This window comes from Brevibacterium sp. CSND-B09, assembly GCF_052906525.1.
Window position 1 is genome coordinate 2,217,855 of sequence record NZ_JBREGI010000001.1, and the last position, 16,311, is coordinate 2,234,165.

15 protein-coding genes are annotated in these 16,311 nt (G+C 66.3%); 6 read left to right on the plus strand and 9 right to left on the minus strand.

The window, feature by feature from the left end:
* Nucleotides 1–64: 64 nt before the first annotated feature.
* Nucleotides 65–463, plus strand: coding sequence for an OsmC family protein (locus ACU4IU_RS09965; RefSeq protein ID WP_446656616.1), 399 nt, complete (start codon nucleotides 65–67; stop codon nucleotides 461–463).
* A 193-nt stretch (nucleotides 464–656) separates the two neighbouring features.
* Nucleotides 657–1,082, plus strand: a complete 426-nt coding sequence (locus ACU4IU_RS09970) for a VOC family protein (protein ID WP_376904484.1) — start codon at nucleotides 657–659, stop codon at nucleotides 1,080–1,082.
* Nucleotides 1,083–1,215: 133 nt separating this feature from the next.
* Here ACU4IU_RS09970 and recQ read toward each other — a convergent pair whose 3' ends face one another.
* Together recQ and ACU4IU_RS09980 are read right to left on the minus strand one after the other, a co-directional pair.
* The gene (gene recQ / locus ACU4IU_RS09975) at nucleotides 1,216–3,051 is read right to left on the minus strand and encodes a DNA helicase RecQ (protein ID WP_446656617.1); all 1,836 of its coding nucleotides are present in this window, start codon (nucleotides 3,049–3,051) and stop codon (nucleotides 1,216–1,218) included.
* 74 nt (nucleotides 3,052–3,125) lie between these two features.
* Nucleotides 3,126–4,337, minus strand: coding sequence for an MFS transporter (locus ACU4IU_RS09980; RefSeq protein ID WP_446656618.1), 1,212 nt, complete (start codon nucleotides 4,335–4,337; stop codon nucleotides 3,126–3,128).
* 213 nt (nucleotides 4,338–4,550) lie between these two features.
* Here ACU4IU_RS09980 and ACU4IU_RS09985 point away from each other — a divergent pair, with 213 nt between their 5' ends.
* Complete coding sequence (locus ACU4IU_RS09985) at nucleotides 4,551–5,009, plus strand: Rieske (2Fe-2S) protein (RefSeq protein WP_139467482.1); 459 nt, start codon at nucleotides 4,551–4,553, stop codon at nucleotides 5,007–5,009.
* Between the two features lie 81 nt (nucleotides 5,010–5,090).
* On the opposite strand, the gene ACU4IU_RS09990 is transcribed toward ACU4IU_RS09985, so the two are convergent.
* The 3 genes from ACU4IU_RS09990 to ACU4IU_RS10000 all read right to left on the minus strand — a co-directional run bounded on the left by ACU4IU_RS09990 (nucleotide 5,091) and on the right by ACU4IU_RS10000 (nucleotide 7,279).
* On the minus strand, nucleotides 5,091–5,465 hold the full coding sequence (locus ACU4IU_RS09990; RefSeq protein WP_446656619.1) for a hypothetical protein: 375 nt from the start codon (nucleotides 5,463–5,465) through the stop codon (nucleotides 5,091–5,093).
* Nucleotides 5,462–6,562 carry a serine hydrolase domain-containing protein gene (locus ACU4IU_RS09995; protein WP_446656620.1) on the minus strand — a complete coding sequence of 367 codons (1,101 nt, stop codon included), beginning with the start codon at nucleotides 6,560–6,562 and terminating at the stop codon, nucleotides 5,462–5,464. Before ACU4IU_RS09995 ends, ACU4IU_RS09990 begins: the two co-directional genes overlap by 4 nt.
* 87 nt (nucleotides 6,563–6,649) lie before the next feature.
* Nucleotides 6,650–7,279 carry an ArsR/SmtB family transcription factor gene (locus tag ACU4IU_RS10000; protein ID WP_446656621.1) on the minus strand — a complete coding sequence of 210 codons (630 nt, stop codon included), beginning with the start codon at nucleotides 7,277–7,279 and terminating at the stop codon, nucleotides 6,650–6,652.
* A 124-nt stretch (nucleotides 7,280–7,403) separates the two neighbouring features.
* Here ACU4IU_RS10000 and ACU4IU_RS10005 point away from each other — a divergent pair, with 124 nt between their 5' ends.
* Both ACU4IU_RS10005 and otsB read left to right on the plus strand, forming a co-directional pair.
* Entirely contained in the window at nucleotides 7,404–8,258 is an 855-nt protein-coding gene (locus ACU4IU_RS10005) for an HdeD family acid-resistance protein (RefSeq protein ID WP_446657590.1), read from the plus strand.
* A 35-nt stretch (nucleotides 8,259–8,293) separates the two neighbouring features.
* The gene (gene otsB / locus ACU4IU_RS10010; RefSeq protein ID WP_446656622.1) at nucleotides 8,294–10,939 is read left to right on the plus strand and encodes a trehalose-phosphatase; all 2,646 of its coding nucleotides are present in this window, start codon (nucleotides 8,294–8,296) and stop codon (nucleotides 10,937–10,939) included.
* Nucleotides 10,940–11,043: 104 nt separating this feature from the next.
* Here the strand turns inward: otsB and ACU4IU_RS10015 are convergent, their stop codons facing one another.
* Both ACU4IU_RS10015 and ACU4IU_RS10020 read right to left on the minus strand, forming a co-directional pair.
* Nucleotides 11,044–12,303: an IS30 family transposase gene (locus tag ACU4IU_RS10015; RefSeq protein WP_139470450.1), complete on the minus strand. Its 1,260-nt coding sequence runs from the start codon at nucleotides 12,301–12,303 to the stop codon at nucleotides 11,044–11,046.
* Nucleotides 12,304–12,471: 168 nt separating this feature from the next.
* Nucleotides 12,472–12,924, minus strand: coding sequence for a MaoC family dehydratase (locus ACU4IU_RS10020; RefSeq protein WP_446656623.1), 453 nt, complete (start codon nucleotides 12,922–12,924; stop codon nucleotides 12,472–12,474).
* A gap of 190 nt (nucleotides 12,925–13,114) precedes the next feature.
* Between ACU4IU_RS10020 and ACU4IU_RS10025 the strand changes: the two genes are divergently transcribed.
* The gene (locus ACU4IU_RS10025; RefSeq protein WP_446656624.1) at nucleotides 13,115–13,732 is read left to right on the plus strand and encodes a DUF1990 family protein; all 618 of its coding nucleotides are present in this window, start codon (nucleotides 13,115–13,117) and stop codon (nucleotides 13,730–13,732) included.
* Nucleotides 13,733–13,736: 4 nt separating this feature from the next.
* On the opposite strand, the gene ACU4IU_RS10030 is transcribed toward ACU4IU_RS10025, so the two are convergent.
* Nucleotides 13,737–14,621 carry a M15 family metallopeptidase gene (locus ACU4IU_RS10030; protein ID WP_248283856.1) on the minus strand — a complete coding sequence of 295 codons (885 nt, stop codon included), beginning with the start codon at nucleotides 14,619–14,621 and terminating at the stop codon, nucleotides 13,737–13,739.
* Nucleotides 14,622–15,021: 400 nt separating this feature from the next.
* Nucleotides 15,022–16,308, minus strand: a complete 1,287-nt coding sequence (locus ACU4IU_RS10035; protein ID WP_139467474.1) for a sensor histidine kinase — start codon at nucleotides 16,306–16,308, stop codon at nucleotides 15,022–15,024.
* Between the last annotated feature and the right edge of the window lie 3 nt (nucleotides 16,309–16,311).

The window sequence follows — 16,311 nt, forward strand, 5'->3', positions numbered from 1 at the left end:
ACTGGCCGCCTCGGCGAAGAACGGGCAGCTGACGTTCTCGGCCTCGGGCACCGCCCGCGGTTCGGTGCCCTCGGTCATCACCGCCGGCCGCCACACCTTCACTGTCGACGAACCGACCCCGCTGGCCGGCGACGACGCCGCCCCGAATCCCGTCGAGTACGCCCTCGGCGCATTGATCTCCTGCCAGGTCGTCGTCTACCGCCTCTACGCCCAGAACCTCGGACTGACCATCGACGCACTCAATGTCAGCGCTGAAGGCGACCTGGATGTGCGGGGACTCTTCGGCGTCGATGAGACCGTGCGCCCCGGATTCTCGTCCGTGCGCGTGAGCGTCAACATCGCCGGACCCGACAGCAACGAGGACTACCAGAAGCTGCAGGAGACCGTGGACGCTCATTGCCCTGTCTTCGACATCTTCACCAGCCCGACCCCGATCGACGTCACCGTCACGAAGACCAACTGACCTCCCAGGACTACCCGACGGCGGCACAGCAACCTCGCGCCAGGTTGCTGGGCCGCCGTCAGGTAGCAAATGGGTGTTGACAGGGGGTCTGGGCGCGGTAAGAATCGAAGTCCCACCGTCCAGCCATCCGGCTGTCGTGGACCGTCCGGTGTCGCGTCTCCCGATCCGTCGCCGTCACTGCAAGGGAGCAGTCATGACCCAGATCTTCGTCAACCTTCCGACCACGGACCTTGAGCGCGCCAAGTCGTTCTACCAAGCCATCGGCGCCGAGGTGGTGCCCGAGTTCACCGATGACAACGCGTCGTGTATCAAATGGACCGATGACATCTTCTTCATGATCCTCACCAGGGACTACCTCGCCACGTTCACGGACAAACCGATCGTCGACCCGCACACCGCGGCTCAGGCGCTGACTGCGATGAGCCGCGAATCCCGGGACGAGGTCGATGCAATGCGCGCCTCGATCCTCGACGCCGGCGGTGGGGAGAACAAAGAACCGCAGGACCTCGGGTTCATGTACGGAATCAGCATGACCGACCCCGATGGCAACATCCTCGAGTTCATGTGGATGGACCCAGCGGCAGCCGAACAGGGTCCCGAGGCCTTCGAACAGAACTGAGCCTGATCAGCCCGAAGCCGGCTCCGGTCCCAGACGGGACGCCGAACTACGTGACGGCGGCCCAGCAACCCGGCGCGAGGTTGCTGGGCCGCCGTCAGGTAGCAAATAGGGAGTTTGAGGGGCCCGAGGCGGTCTAGCCTGCTTGGGCGGCGAGCACCTCGAGCACGGAATCGCCGTAGCGGTCGAGCTTCTTCAGACCCACTCCGCTGACCTGACCGAGTTCGCTGATCGTCGTCGGCTTGACCTCGACGATGCCGTAGAGCGTGGCATCGGGGAACACGACGTAGGCGGGCACGCCCTGCTCCTTCGCCTGCTCTCCTCGCCAGGAGCGCAGTGCCTCGAACAGGGAGGCATCGGCGGAGTCGAGCTCGACCTCGGGGCCGCCTCGGCGACTTGATCCGGCCTTCTTCGCTCCGGCTTTCTTCACCGGGTCGACACGCAGTGAGATCTCCTCTTCTCCGCGCAGCACGGGGCCGGCGTTCTCGCCGACCACAAGCACACCGTAGTCACCATGGGATTCGAGGAGGCCGCGGGCGAGCACCTGCCGGATGACGGTCTTCCACTGGCTCTCGGACAGGTCCTCGCCGACGCCCCAGACGCTCAAGCTCTCATGGTCCGAGGCCCGGGACCGGTCATTGTCGTTGCCGCGCAGCACATCGATGACTTGGCCCGAACCGAAACGCTGCCCGCGTTCTCGGTCGAGGCGGATGACGGCCGACAGAAGCTTCTGCACGGCCACGGTCGCGTCCCAGGTCACTGGGGGTGTCATGCAGGTGTCGCAGTTGCCGCACGGTGCGGATTCCTCGTCGAAGTACCGCAGCAGCTGCACACGTCGGCAGTCGACGGTCTCGCAGAGGGCGAGCATCGAATCGAGGTGGCTCATCTGGCGGCGTTTGAACACCTGGTCGCCTTCGCCGGATTCGATGAGTCGACGTTGGGAGACGACATCGCCGAGGCCGTAGACCATCCACGCATCCGCGGGCAGTCCGTCACGGCCGGCTCGACCGGTCTCCTGGTAGTAGCCCTCGACCGAGCGGGGCAGATCGAGGTGGGCGACGAAGCGGACATCGGGTTTGTCGATGCCCATGCCGAAGGCGATCGTGGCGACCATGACGATGCCGTCCTCGCGGAGGAATCTCGCCTGATTCTCCGCCCGCACTTCGGAGGGCAGCCCTGCGTGGTACGGCAGGGCTGTGAGGCCGCGGGCGACGAGTGCTTCGGCCAGCTGATCGACCCCGCGCCGGGACAGACAGTAGACGATGCCCGAATCCCCGGGGTGTTCGGTGGTGATGAAGTTGAGCAGCTGCGATCTCGCCGAGGCCTTCGGCTCGATCCGGTAGGTGATGTTGGGTCGGTCGAAGCTCGCGACGAAGTGCTCGGCGTCCTGGAGGTGGAGTCGTTCGGTGAGTTCGGCGTGGGTGGCCGGCGTGGCCGTGGCCGTCAGTGCGATGCGCGGGACATCCGGGAATCGTTCGGCCAAGACGCCGAGTCCCAGATAGTCGCTGCGGAAGTCATGTCCCCATTGGGACACGCAGTGGGCTTCGTCGATGGCGAACAGGGAGATCTGTGCCTGCTCGAGCAGTCGCATCGTCCGCGGCAGGACGAGACGCTCGGGCGCGAGATAGAGCAGGTCGATCTCTCCGGCGAGCAGCTGCTGTTCGACCTGTTGGGCGGTCTCGAAATCGAGGGATGAGTTGAGATAGGCCGCCCGCACGCCGAGGTTCTCCAGTGCCGCGACCTGATCGGCCATGAGTGCGATGAGCGGGGAGATGACGACACCTGTACCGTGCCTGACCAGGGCCGGGATCTGATAGCACAGGGATTTTCCGCCGCCGGTGGGCATGAGTACGACCGCATCCCCGCCGCTGACGACCTGGTCGACGATGGCCGCCTGCTGGCCCCGGAACTCCTCATAGCCGAAGACATCGTGGAGGACATCGAGGGCGGAGGTCGTGGCTGCGGAGGTCATGGCTCCCACCCTAGTTCACGTCACTGACCCGAACCTCCACCGGAGACAGCCCACAGCACCCGGCAATCCCATACTTAACGGCCCGCGAACCTCCGTGCCGCCACGAGGCCCAACACGCACACCACGGCCACAGCGACGGCGAAGACGACGGTCGCATTCGCCAGTCCCACCTCGGCGGCGAGGAATCCGGCACCGATCGCCGGAACCGACATGAACACATAGGCGAGGCTGAAGTACGAGGTGGTCGCCTCGGTGCGGTGCTCGGGCGCAGTCACCGCGGTGATCGCGCGCATACCGGTCATGAAGACGAGCCCCTGCCCGGCTCCTGCCAACGCTGCGGAGACGATGAGCAGCGGCAGCGACCCCGCCATGAGTGCGAAGACGAGTGCACCCATGCTCACGATCATGGTCACGGTCCCGCCGACGATGAGCAGGCGGTCGCTGAACCCGCGCAACAGCACCTGCGCGGTCGCCGAGGCGCCGAAGAGGAGGAACACAACAGCGCCGGTGACCGCGGTCGACGTCACGTGCAGGGTCTGACCGATGAAGCTCGGCGCGATCGCCGAATACAGCCCGCACACCGCGAAGCCGGTGATCGCCCCAGGTGAGGCGGCCAGGAACATGCGCTTCGCCGAGGCGGGAACCCCCGGCAGCTGCAACCGCACAGCCGTCGCCCCGCCGCGCGTCCGGTCCCGCACGAGGATGAGCGCCACCCCGGCGATGATGAGCATGATCGCATTGACGAGGAACGGCGTGAGCAGGGGAGCGGGAGCGAATCGGGCGAGCAGTCCGGAGGACAGGATCCCGAGTCCCAGCCCGCCCATATTCGCCGCCGTCGCCAAGGATCCGGCGAGTCGTTCGCGACCGGCCGGCGCGTTCTCGAGCACGGTGACGGTGGCGGTCGACGTGAAGATCCCCGCGGCCAGCCCGGACAGGACCCGGCCGGCCAACAGCAGGCCGATGTGGGAGCCGATGAGGAAGAGCACCGCCGAGCCGATCGAGAAGATCACCCCGAGGCTGAGCACCGGCCGACGCCCCAGTCCGTCGGAGAGGCGACCGAAGACGACGAGCGCGCCGATGACACCGACCGCGTAGATCGCGAAGAGCTGAGTGGTGAATGCGGTGCCGAACCCGAACCGCTCCTCATAGAGCGGGTAGAGGGGCGTGGGCAGGGTGGTGCCCATCATGACGACAGTGAACACGTACACCGAGGCGGCCAATCCCCATCCCGTCGCGACGCGCGCTTCCGGGTGCCGCCGGTGTGCCGCCGCCGTTTCGTCGGCCACTGCCGCACCCCTTTTCCGTCCGCAATCGTCGCTCGCCGAGGCGGCCCACCGCACCCGTTGCCCCGATCGTCCGAGGACCGGTCCGGCGCCCTTCGATCCTGACAGGTGCCTGCAGGCGGTGAACCGACTGCGATTGTACGCTGGAACTGAAAAGCCCATGCCTGCGTGAGCACATGGCGGATTGTGCGCACCCGCGAGAAGGAGCAGATTCCGATGACGACGACCCCGAACAGCCCAGCCGACACCGACCCGACCGCACCGGCGGATCCGACCCGACGTCGTGTGATGAAGACAGCGGGCGTGGCCGGAACGGTGGCGGTCATCGGCGGTTCCGTGGCGGCCACCTCGGCGTGTTCGTCCGACGAGGATGCGGAGCCGACGAAGGACTCGAGCTTGCCGGCCTCCGACGTTCCTGTCGGTTCCGGCACCGTCATCGAGGACACCTACGTGATCACTCAGCCGAAGGAAGGCGAGTTCTTCGCGTTCTCATCGGTGTGCACCCACCAGGGCTGCCAGGTCACTCGCATCACCGAGGAGGCCATCATCTGCCCGTGCCATTCCTCGAACTTCTCGGTGACAACCGGAGAGGTGATCTCCGGTCCGGCCGAGGAACCGCTGCCGAAGTATGAGGTCTCCGAAAGCGGCGGCACACTGACCGTCAAGGGGCAGTAGGGCACGTAGAGACCGACTCGGGCCGCCGCCGGCCTACGTAGGCCGCCGTGGTCGGCCGTTCGCGGAGCCGGGCACTCTCCGTCAGAGGAAGAGCCCGGGGAGGACGAGGGCGCCGGCGATGAAGAGCGCGAGCAGGGCGGAGAAGCCGAGCCCGCTCGCTTCGTTCCGGCGTGCCTTCGGATCGTCGGATCGCCACGGCAGGTCCGCCCAGACGAGCGCGGCCCGGAAGACGGAGACGACGATGACGAGCATTCCGGTCAGCCAGACGTAGATGAACCAGCTCTCCCAGCCTCCGAACGGTGTGATGAGGCGGATGAGCAGCACGAATACGACCGCCGTGACCATCCCCGAGAGCAGTCCGATCCGGGACGTCGCGCGGGGCGCCCGCCACGCTGTGAATGCGCCCCAGGCCACGATGAGGGCTCCGATCACTGCTGAGACGAGTTCGGGACTCATGAGCGTACTCCTTTCGTCGAGACAAGACTCGCGGCCTCGTCGACGTCGTTGGCTGAGTCGTTCAGGACGATGATGCCGCCACCGCTCTCCCTGTCGAATCCGAGGAAAGACCGGTAGCCGCCGGTGCCGCCGTTGTGCCAGGTGATGGTCGAGCCGTCGTGCGTCGTCGTGAACCACGCCCAGCCGATGCGGTCGTCCTCGAAGTCGGCTCGAGGTTCGGCCGCCTCGGCGCCGGGCGCGGTTCCGTCGCTCACAGCTCGCAGCCAGATCGACAGGTCATGGGTCGTCGATCGAATCGCGCCAGCAGATGCCGAGCCGCCGAGAGTCCACGGAGCGGCCGGCAGCCCCGATGCCGTGAACCCATGGGACAGGCCGTCAGCGGAGTCGGGAACGAACGTCTCATTCATCCCCAAGGGTTCGGTGAGGCGGTCGCGAACGAGCTCGGAATAGTCCCGCCCGGCCGCCTCGGCGAGGGCCTGGCCGAGGACGGCGAACCCGTAGTTCGAATACTCGGGTTCCGGCTCGCCCACCTCCACGTCGTTGAGGCTAGCCACGATGTCCCCGGCGTCCCCGCGGTACGGGTCGGTGTGCAGGTAGTTCGACAGCACGCTCATCACCCCGTCGCTGAAGCTCGGAGCGGGTTCCTGGGAGGGCAGCCCCGACCGCTGCATCGCAATCGACTCGAGCGTCACCTCGGCGACCTTCCCCTCCAGGTTCGGCCAGACCTCGCCGAGGCGGGTGTCCGCCTTCACCTCGCCCCGGTCGATCGCCTCGGCGAAGAGGGCGGCCGTGAACGTCTTCGTGATTGAGCCGATCTCGAACTCGGTGTGCTCATCGGCTCCGGTGCCCGCGAAGGTCACTTCGTCTCCGTCGATGTGGGCCGCGGCCACATGCTGCCAATGCTGGCTGCCGAGCGCGTCCCCGAGTTCGGTCATGAGCTCGGCGTCCCCTGTCGGCGTGCCTTGGAAGCCGCGCGGCCACGGGGTGATCGCCGCGAGCACGGCGGCTGTGACGGTTGCCGCGATCACGGCAATCAACACTCGCCGAGGCGGCCGTCCCGCAGCCGCAGATGTGCGGTTGAGATCGGAGTCAGTCATCGTTCCTCCTGGTCAGCAGGGGTGGAATGGGTGATGGTCGGGTCCGGGTCGCGCGGTGGGCGAGCGGCCCGCCGGTGAGAGGTTCTGTCAGTGCGTTCCGATGAGGACGAGGGTGAGCAGCGGAACGACTCGCTGAGCGGGCACGCGCCAGTGCCCGCGGCGGGCGCTCTCTAACCAGCCGGCGCCGGCGAGGGCATGCACATGGTGATAGATCTGCCCGGACGTGCCGAACCGTTCGTCCTTGCCCAGTTCGGCCACCGTGCTCGTGCCCTCATAGATCGCTTGGAGCAGCTGCAGGCGGACCGGGTGACCGAGCGCTGCCAAGGATCCGGCCGCCTCGGCGAAATCGATCTGCGCCAGCCCTGCGCTGCTCAGACCCATCTGCCACGCCACGGGACCGCTGCCGCCCGGGGGAGTCGTGTACCCGGTGTAGGTCACTCCGCCCTCCTCGCCGAGGTGGTCGACGAGCCCGTGCAGCGCCCAGAACGACTCGGTGTCGCCCGGCAGGGCTGAGTTCCCGGCGGCGGGTTGGACTGACGATTCCGGGCAACCGGATGGCACCGGTGATTCCGCTCTGATCGACGACGTTCCGTCCGCCTTCTGCTGAGTCGCGCCGGGCTCCTGCGATGCAGAGGGTTCTGCGGCTGCAGCCTCGAGCTCGGCGACTCGCTGTTCGAGAGCGGAGAGGCGATCTTCTGCCGACGGTGTTGGTTCCATGCTTGGACAATACAGGAAATACGTAATTACGTAAATGCATGCAGAGCGAAGAGGCGGCTCTCACTCGACCCTGAACCGACGCTGATCGGACAGACTCAGGCAGGCGACCTAGACTGGTGCCGTGATGAGTACCGAAGATCCGCGCACCGAATCCACAGCCCCGCGTAACGAAGCCGCCCCGCAGGCCATTGCCGCAGCGAGTCGACTCGGCTGGCCCATGGTCGTACGCGGAATCCTCGGCGTCGCCTTCGGCATCGTCACCGTCTTCTGGCCCCGCGATTCGAGCAATCCGCTGCAGCTGAGCCTGCCGACCGACGTTGTCGACCACCTCGCGATCGGCTACCTCATCCTCTTTGCCCTGGCCCTGGTCTTCCAGGCCGTGCGCTCGCCGTTGAACGTGCGCACCGCGATCTTCGGACAGGCCGTCATCGCGATCCCGGCCATCGTCTTCCTCTTCCTCGCCGACCAGCCCGCCGAACTGCGCGCGGCCCTGAGCATCTGGGCCCTGCTGCACGGCGCCCTCGAATTCTGGGCCTACCGGCAGCTGCGGTCCCAGCCCATGGCCTCGGATTTCCTCATCGCCTCCGGAGTCCACGTCCTGCTCGGCATCATCCTCGTCTTCGGCGACGGCATGGAGGCCCTGTCGATCCTCGGCTTCACGGGAGCGGCGACCCTCATCGCCGGCGTGATCTTCATCATCGGCGGCTACTCCCGCCTGAGCAAGGGCCGTCAGCTGGCCAAGCTCGGTGCCCTGCCCGAACAGATCGACTCCCCCGCCGAGGCGGCCGACCCCACCGACGCTGCCCCCTCGGGCGCCGCTGACGCCGCCGACGATGCGAACCCGTCCGATGCCGCGGACACGTCGAACCCAGCCGATGCCGCCGGCGAAGCCGATCGCACGACCGAGGCCGCCGACTCGGCCGATTCCGGTGATCCGGACGATCCGGACAGCGATACCCCAGTGAAGAAAGAGCCCTGACCGGCACCCGAGCCAACCGAGACACCCGAGGTGAGATGAGCACTGTCGAGCACGAGAGCGCAACCGAATCCCGATTGGCCACCATCGCCGCCTCGGTGAGGTCCTCCGAGTTATTGGGCGACCTTGCCGAAGCCAGCCGAGCACTCGACCCCGTCCTCTTCCGGCGCCTCTTCGCGCTCTCCCGTTCCCCATCCCTGCTGGTGGCCACCGACTACGACGGGACGATCGCCCCCATCGTCGACATCCCCAGCCAAGCCTTTCCCTTGGAGAGCTCGGTCGACTCACTGCGCGCGCTCGCCTTGCTGCCGTCCACCTCGGCGGGGGTGATCTCCGGTCGCAGTCTGCGCGACCTCGCGGCGATGTCCCGCCTGCCCCGGGAGGTCCACCTCTTCGGGTCCCACGGCGGTGAGACCGACACATTCACCATCGACACGCTCACCGAAGAGCAGCGGGCGGTCCTCGCCGACCTCCGCGCCGACCTCACACGCGCCCTGCCGCGCGACGTCATCGAGCACAAGACCACCGGCGCGGCCGTGCACCTGCGCGGACTCGACGAGACCGACCGGCGGGAGATCGAAGCCGCCGTCGAGAAGCTCGCCGACGCCCACCCGATCCACCCCACCCGCGGCAAGCAGGTCATCGACCTGTCCGTCGTACCGTCGTCGAAGGCCGACGCGCTGACCCGTCTGCGCAACCAGACAGGGGCGGAAGCCGTCGTCTTCATCGGCGATGACACCGCCGATGAGTTCGCTCTCGAAACCCTCGGCGCCGATGACCTCGGGCTCAAGGTCGGAACTCAGACCGCATCAACTCACGCCGACTTCCGGCTGGACTCACCGGCCGAGGTCTCCACCGTCCTCAGTGCCCTGTTCGAGCTGCGCAAGTCCTGGCTCTTCGGCCGCCGCGCCACCCCGATCCAGCGGCACAGCCTCATCGGCAACGGACAGTCGACCGCGCTCATCGACCCCACCGGCAGCATCTGCTGGATGCCGCACCCGCTGCCGCATTCGGCGTCGATGTTCTCCGAGATCCTCGGCTCCGAGGCGGCAGGATTCTTCGCCGTGGCACCGGCCAATGGGGCCGCCCCGCTGACCCAGCGCTACCTCGGGAACTCGACCCTGCTCGAGACCCGGTGGGCCGGACTGAGCTGTGTCGACTACCTCGCTCCCGTCGACGGGCACAGCGATGACACGATCGTCGTCCGCGTGCTCACCGGCGACACCCCGACCCGCATCCGCTTCGCACCCAGGCTCGACTACGCCACGGTTCCCACCCGCATGACCCGGTCCGATGATGGTGTGGCGGTGCTCGGCACCGCCGAGCCGATCGAACTCCACGCCCCCGGAATCGACTTCGACATCGTCGAGAACGGCGACTCCCACACCGCCGAGGCGACCGTCGTCCCCTCGCAGCAGCCCGGCGGATCCGTCGTCCTCGTCCTCGCCTGCGGGACGGGCACGGGCGACGCCGGATACATGGCCACAGGCGGCGAGCATCATGTGCGCGAACGCGCCCTGAACTTCTGGACGAACTGGGTCGAATCACTGACTCTGCCCGGTCACCACCGCGAAGAGGTCATCCGCTCCGCGATCACCCTGCGCGCTCTGTGCCACGAACCCACCGGCGGAGTCCTCGCCGCCCCCACGACCTCCCTGCCCGAGGGCATCGGCGGCGTCCGCAACTGGGACTACCGCTATACATGGCTGCGCGACGGATCGATGACCGTCCGCGCCCTGCTCGCCCTCGGTTCCACCGGTGAGGCCGAAGGATTCCTCTCCTGGCTGTCGGGGGTGCTCGAGCGCACGGTCTCACCCGAACAGCTGCATCCGCTCTACGCCGTCGACGGCTCGGCCCTGACCACCGAGGCGGTGCTCAACCACCTGCCCGGATACGCCGGATCACGGCCGGTGCGGGTCGGCAACGCCGCCGAACATCAGGTCCAACTCGACGTGTTCGGCCCGGTCACGGAGCTCCTCGACGAACTCAGCGACCACCTCGGCGAGTTGCCCGAGGATTATTGGACGCTCACCTGTCAGATGGTCGAGGCCGTGGGCAAACGGTGGTTCGAGGCCGATCACGGGATCTGGGAAGCCAGGCGTCCGCCGAAGCACAACGTGTACACGCGCGTGATGTGCTGGGTGACGGTCGATCGGGCGCTGCGGATTGCGGACCGGTTCGATCGTGAGCCGCCCGGTGCGTGGCGGCAACTGCGCGAGGAGATCGCCCACGACGTGCTCACGCATGGCTTTAACGAGGAAGTTGGCGCATTCACCGTCGCCTACGGTGAGACGGATTTGGACTCGGCGGCACTGTTCGTCGGGCTCTCGGGACTGCTCGACGCCGACGATCCGCGATTCGTGTCCACCGTCGACGCGATCGAGCGTGAGCTGCGGGTCGGCCCGACGGTGTTCCGCTATCGCTACGATGACGGGCTGCCCGGGCTCGAGGGCGGATTCCACATCTGTACGACCTGGCTCATCGAAGCCTTCATCAAGGTCGGTCGCATCGACGACGCCTGGGATCTGTTCCGGCAGGTCGACAACTTGCTCGGGCCCACCGGGCTGCTGTCAGAGGAATACGACCCCGTTGCCGAGATGCACCTGGGCAACCACCCGCAGGCGTACTCACACCTCGGCTACATCCGCGTCGCCCAACAGCTCGACGCCCACCGCCCGAGCTGAGGCAATGCTGCCTGCCGCGGCGGACCCTGTCCGCGCGATAAGTGTGCGCAGATTGCCAACTCCGAGCGGTGGGCTCAGTGTTCTAGTGCAACAGTGGGCTGGTCTCAGGCTACCTGCTCATGCAACAGATCAGCCAGGACCTCGGCCGGGGTCGCGAACCCGAGGACCTTCCGCGGCCTGCGGTTGAGCTGATCCTGCATCGCCTGGATCTCCTCGTCAGTAACCGACTCATCGAAGACCGTGCCCTTCGGGTAGTAGTCCCGAACGAGACCGTTGGAGTTCTCATTCGTCGGTCGTTGCCAGGGTGAGTGCGGGTCGCAGAAGTACACCTGGCAATCGGTGGCGACAGTGATCCGCAGATGCTCAGCCATCTCCTGACCCTGGTCCCACGTGAGAGTCGAGAACAACGCTTCCGGCAGGGAAGCGATCATGTCCTGGACTAGTCCGGTGACGGTGACCGATTCGCGGTTGTTCGGCAGTTTCCGGATCAAGGAGAACCGGGACCGGCGTTCGAAGACGGTCACCAGGCCACCGGCGTGGGAATCGACGACGAGATCACCCTCCCAGTGGCCAGGAACAGTGCGGTCGGCAGCTTGTGAGGGACGGTCGGTCAACAAGGCACCATCGAGCCAGGGACGGTTGGACCGACGCGGCAGCTTCGACTGTGGCTTCCTTCCCGTCTGTCCCGATCGGAGGGCTTTGACCACGGCCAGCTCGTGACGCAGGGATCCGCGTCCTTGGACGTAGAGAGCTTGGTAGACCGTTTCGTGGCTCACGTGCAGGTCCTTCCGGTCAGGGTAGTCACGCCGAAGCCTACCGGCGACCTGTTCGGGCGAGCACTTGTCGTTGAGCCCGTTGATCACGTGAGCCCGCAGCCACGGATCCTCGAGACGTGTGCGACGGTGTTTCTTGCGTGCCTGTCGGGCATAGGTGCGGCCGTGGGCGCCGGCGGCACTGTAGACCGGGTGTGGGCTGATTCTGTCGTATTGGATGAGTCGGTTGCGGCGGATCTCTCGGGACACGGTTGACGGAGCAACACCGAGTTGAGTCGCGATGGTTCTCATCGACAATGGCGGATCTGATTGCAGGCCAGCCTGGATCGTCATTCGGTCGGCGATCGTCAGGTGGCGGTAGGCAGGTGGTCGTGGTGGTGCCGGGGCAGCAACGATGGTGGTCGGCATGGACAGTATTCTGCCGGTCCTGCCTTTGGGCAGGCCGAGTCGCCGCGCCCACCGGGTGACGGTGTTGAGGTTGATGCCGAGGTGGTCAGCGATCGCTGATCGTGGTCTGCCTTCGAGGAGGAGCCAGAAGAGTTCGTCGAGGACGTGGAAGGGCAGCCGTGGACGTCTGTAGTGCGTGGTCATGGGGGTGTTCCTTCGTTCAGTGGAAACACCCGGTCTGATAGTGCTGGTCAGACCGGGTGTTGCACTAGAACCTAGAAACCGCCAGCTGGAAATGGGCAATCTGCGCACACTTATCCTGCCGTCAGACGGCGGACGCTCAGTGGTGCCAGCTGTCCTGTCGCGCTCAGCTCACTCAACGAGGAGGGTGACCACCTCGGCGACGCAGGCGGGGCGATCCTGGCCGTCGATCTCGATCGTGTGTTCGAGGATGACCTGCGTGCCCTTGTCGCCGCGGATGACGTCCTTGACGCTGATGGTTCCGCGCAGTCGGGAGCCGACGACGACGGGCTGGAGGAAGCGGACCTTGTTGAGCCCGTAGTTGACGCGGATCGACACGCCTTCGATCGTGAAGACCTCCGTGGAGAACTTCGGGATGAGGGAGAGGGTGAAGAATCCGTGGACGATCGTCGCGCCGTAAGGCCCCTCGGCCGCGCGAGCTTCGTCGACGTGGATCCACTGGTGGTCGCCGGTGACGTCGGCGAAGGTGTTGATGGCGTCCTGATCCATCGTCATCCACTCGGAGGAGCCGAGCCCCTGGCCGATGAGCGATTCGATCTCGTCGATGCCGTTGATTGTGCGCACGTGGTTCTCCTTTGATCCTGGCTCAGATGCTGAGCGGACATTCGATTGAGGTCCGCTGTTCTTGGCATCATACGTGGCCGTCCGGTTGACGCCACACAGCCGTCCGGACTGTGAGTCCCACGGATCGAGTCCGTTAGGCTGACGGTCCGAGTCCGTTAGGTTGACGGTTCAAGTCCGTTAGGTTGGAGGCATGGCCGAACAATCACAGGAGCGCCCGGAGACGCTGACGCATCCCCTCTCGCCGAGGTGGCTGGAACGTCCCGACGGCTACCGTCACTTCGAATCCGCGTACTTCGTCGGCCACGGGACGGACACGTTCGAGCGCTGCGCCGAGGAGCTACTGCACTGGGAGGTCAAGATCCGCAGCGGCTTCGACATCGAGGTGGACGTCGGCGACGTCCTCGTCGGAAGTGCGGACACGGTCAGTCGAGCGGCTGGAGCGGAGTCGACGGCCGATGTCGACGCTCGCGCGGATGGAGTGGGTTCTGGCCTGCAGCCTCGAGTGGAGCCGGGCCAGGAGCCGACGATCCGCGTGCGCCTCGGGCCCTTCCGCCTGCCTGAGCCTTCACAAGTCATCGACGTCTTCGAAGAGGAGGACCGATGCGGCTTCACCTATGGCACGAAGCCGGGACATCCGATCACCGGAGAGGAGTCATTCATCCTCATCCGCACCGCCGATGACAGGGTCTTCCTCGTCCTGCGATCGGTCTCGCGGGCGGGGCTGGGCATCTGGAGACTCGGCGAACCGTTCGTCCGGCCCGCTCAGATCATCTGCCGCCGGCGCTACGGACGGGCGCTGCGCAGCTGATCGGTCACTTGCCGGGAATCGAGTCGCGGGCGGGAGTGTATTCCCAGTGCCACGGCTCGTACATGCTCGCCTTGGCCCAGTCGGGGTTCTCCCAGCCGTATTCGTCTCCGTGCTCGACGAGCCAGTTCCAGGCTCCGGTCTTGTTGGCGACTCCGCCGCCGAGGTCGAGTGCGATTCCCCAACCATGCAGTGAGGTGCCCGGCTTGGCGGCCAGCCCCGGCTTCCGGCCGGCGACCGAGAGCTGTCCGGCCATGTCGCGGTAGGAGTCCGTGATCTCGAGCTCCTTGCCGGTGTCCTTCTTGTACGCGGCATTCATCTTCGCGAAGGAGACAGCGGCGTCGGCGCGGAGTCTGTGGTCTTCCTTGCCGAGATCGCACAGCCACTCGTCGGGCAGTTCGCCGTTGCCGGCGGACTGGTCGAAGTTCTGCTTCGCATCGCAGCCGGGCAGGGCGCTCTTCTCAACAGCGCGGGACGCGGCTTCGACCTTCTTCTGCTTGGCGCTCGGCACGCCGATCTCCATCGATGACTTTCCCTTGAATTCCGGGACGTCGGCGTTGACCTTCTCAGCATTGATGGCGGCGGGCTCACCGGCAGCGGTCGGGTCGGTCTTGACCTCGGCACCTCCGCTGAGGTTGTTGACCAGCATGGTCACGGCAGTGGCGGCACCCGCCACTGAGACGGCTGCCAGAGTCGAGACGGTCCGCACTTTCTTCTTTCGCACGGACTTGAGCAGCGCACCATCGGACCCGCGGCTCTCGGCGGCTCCTGCGCTGACCCGACGGGCAGACGAGGCGGACGGTGAGCCGAAGGTCGTGGGGACCGCGGCTGCTTCACGCGCCATTGCGGCACGACGCGGAGACGCCTGAGCGGCCCGCGCCTCGTCGGCCATTGCTGCGCGCCTGGGCGACAGGGACTCGGCAGAAGAGTCAGTGGATGCAGGCGCGGTCGGTGCCCCGGTGCTGCGCGACGAGGTGCGTGCGCGTGAGAACGGGGACGATGAGCGACGCCTGCGCAGATCCCGTCGACGCACCGTTGGTTCTGTGGTCGATGATGACTCTGACATAACTCTCCGTGTGACTGTGACTCGTCGAAGACCGCCGAGGTTTCGACGACTTCAATACAACATCACAAAAGTGTAACGGGAATATATAGAACCTGTCATATTTTGGTGACGAGTTGCACTCGCGGTCGGTCAGCCGTTGTCCAGGCTGGGTCCAGCGAAACCTCGGAGTCCGGGCATCAGACCAGGTCAGCGCCCTGAACAGAGTTGAGGGGCCGCCTCGGCGAAATCATTCGGATCGGCTCTCGATGTACTCCCGGAGCGCGCGATCCTGGGCCTCCTCGTCAGGGAAGATCACCTCGGTTCGCGCGCCGCCCGTTACGGGGTCGTTACTGAAGATCAGCGTGATGCCGAGCAGCCGAGCCTGCCCCTGAGCGATGACGAGACCGAGGCCCATTCCGCCGCCGCCGGCGGAGACGAAACGGGTCGGGCCGGTGTTGACGATGTCCGGTGGGTAGCCGGAGCCGGAGTCGGTGACGACGATGCTGCGCGTGCTCGTCTCCAGGCGGATGGGATCTCCACCGTGTTTGATCGCGTTGACGAGCAGGTTCGAGACGATGCGCTCGAAACGGCGGACATCGGTGACCAGCGTCGAATTCAGCGCCGCCAGATGGGTGTCGATCTGATGACCGGCGAGGGCACCCGAGGCTTCCATCGTGCCCAGCAGGGACCGGATCGCCTGATCGACGTCGACGCGGGTGAACTCCGGGTTGGCGCGGCCGGCGTCGAGGCGGGAGACCTCGAGGAGATCTTCGACGAGGACCTGCATGCGCACGACCCGGTCCTTGACGAGTTCGGCCGGGCGGGAATCCTCTTCGAGCAGGTTGGCGGCGTTGACCAGACCGGTCAGCGGGGTGCGCATCTCGTGCGCGAGGTCGGCGGTGAAGCGCTGCTCGGAGTCGATGCGTTCGGTCAGTCGGGCCACCGCGGTGTCGACGGCAGTGGCGAAGGCCCACACCTCCTGATCGGATTCGTCGATGACATCGGCGATGCGCGTCGTCGTGTCCCCGGCGGCGATCTTCCTGGCAGCCTGAGCGCCGAGGGTGAGCCTGCGGGAGATGCGGCCGGCGACGATCGATCCCACACCGCCGACAACGAGGGCGGAGCCGATCATGCCCACCAGCAGTGCTTGGTCGATGCGGCCGATGAGCTCTTGGCTGTCCTTCGTCGAGGCGCGCACGGAGATCACCTGGGTGTGCGAACCGACCTCGATCGGGGCGGCGGCCCACACGATCTCCTCACCGTCGACCTCGGACCGGATCGTCACACTCTGGCCCTTGAGCGCGGACTTGCGCGCTTCCTTGGGCAGCTCCGGATCGTCGATGCGGGCATTGAGGGTGAGCACTCCGGTTTCGGAGAAGATGGCCGTCGCATTCGTCAGCTGCTCCGTCACGGTCGAACGCATCCGGTCGTCCTCGGCTCGTGCGGCGGATTGGCGCAACACGATCGAGCACGACAGCACGGCGATGATCACCGAGGCGACGATGAGCAGAGAGATCTTCCAGCGCAGCGACATGCG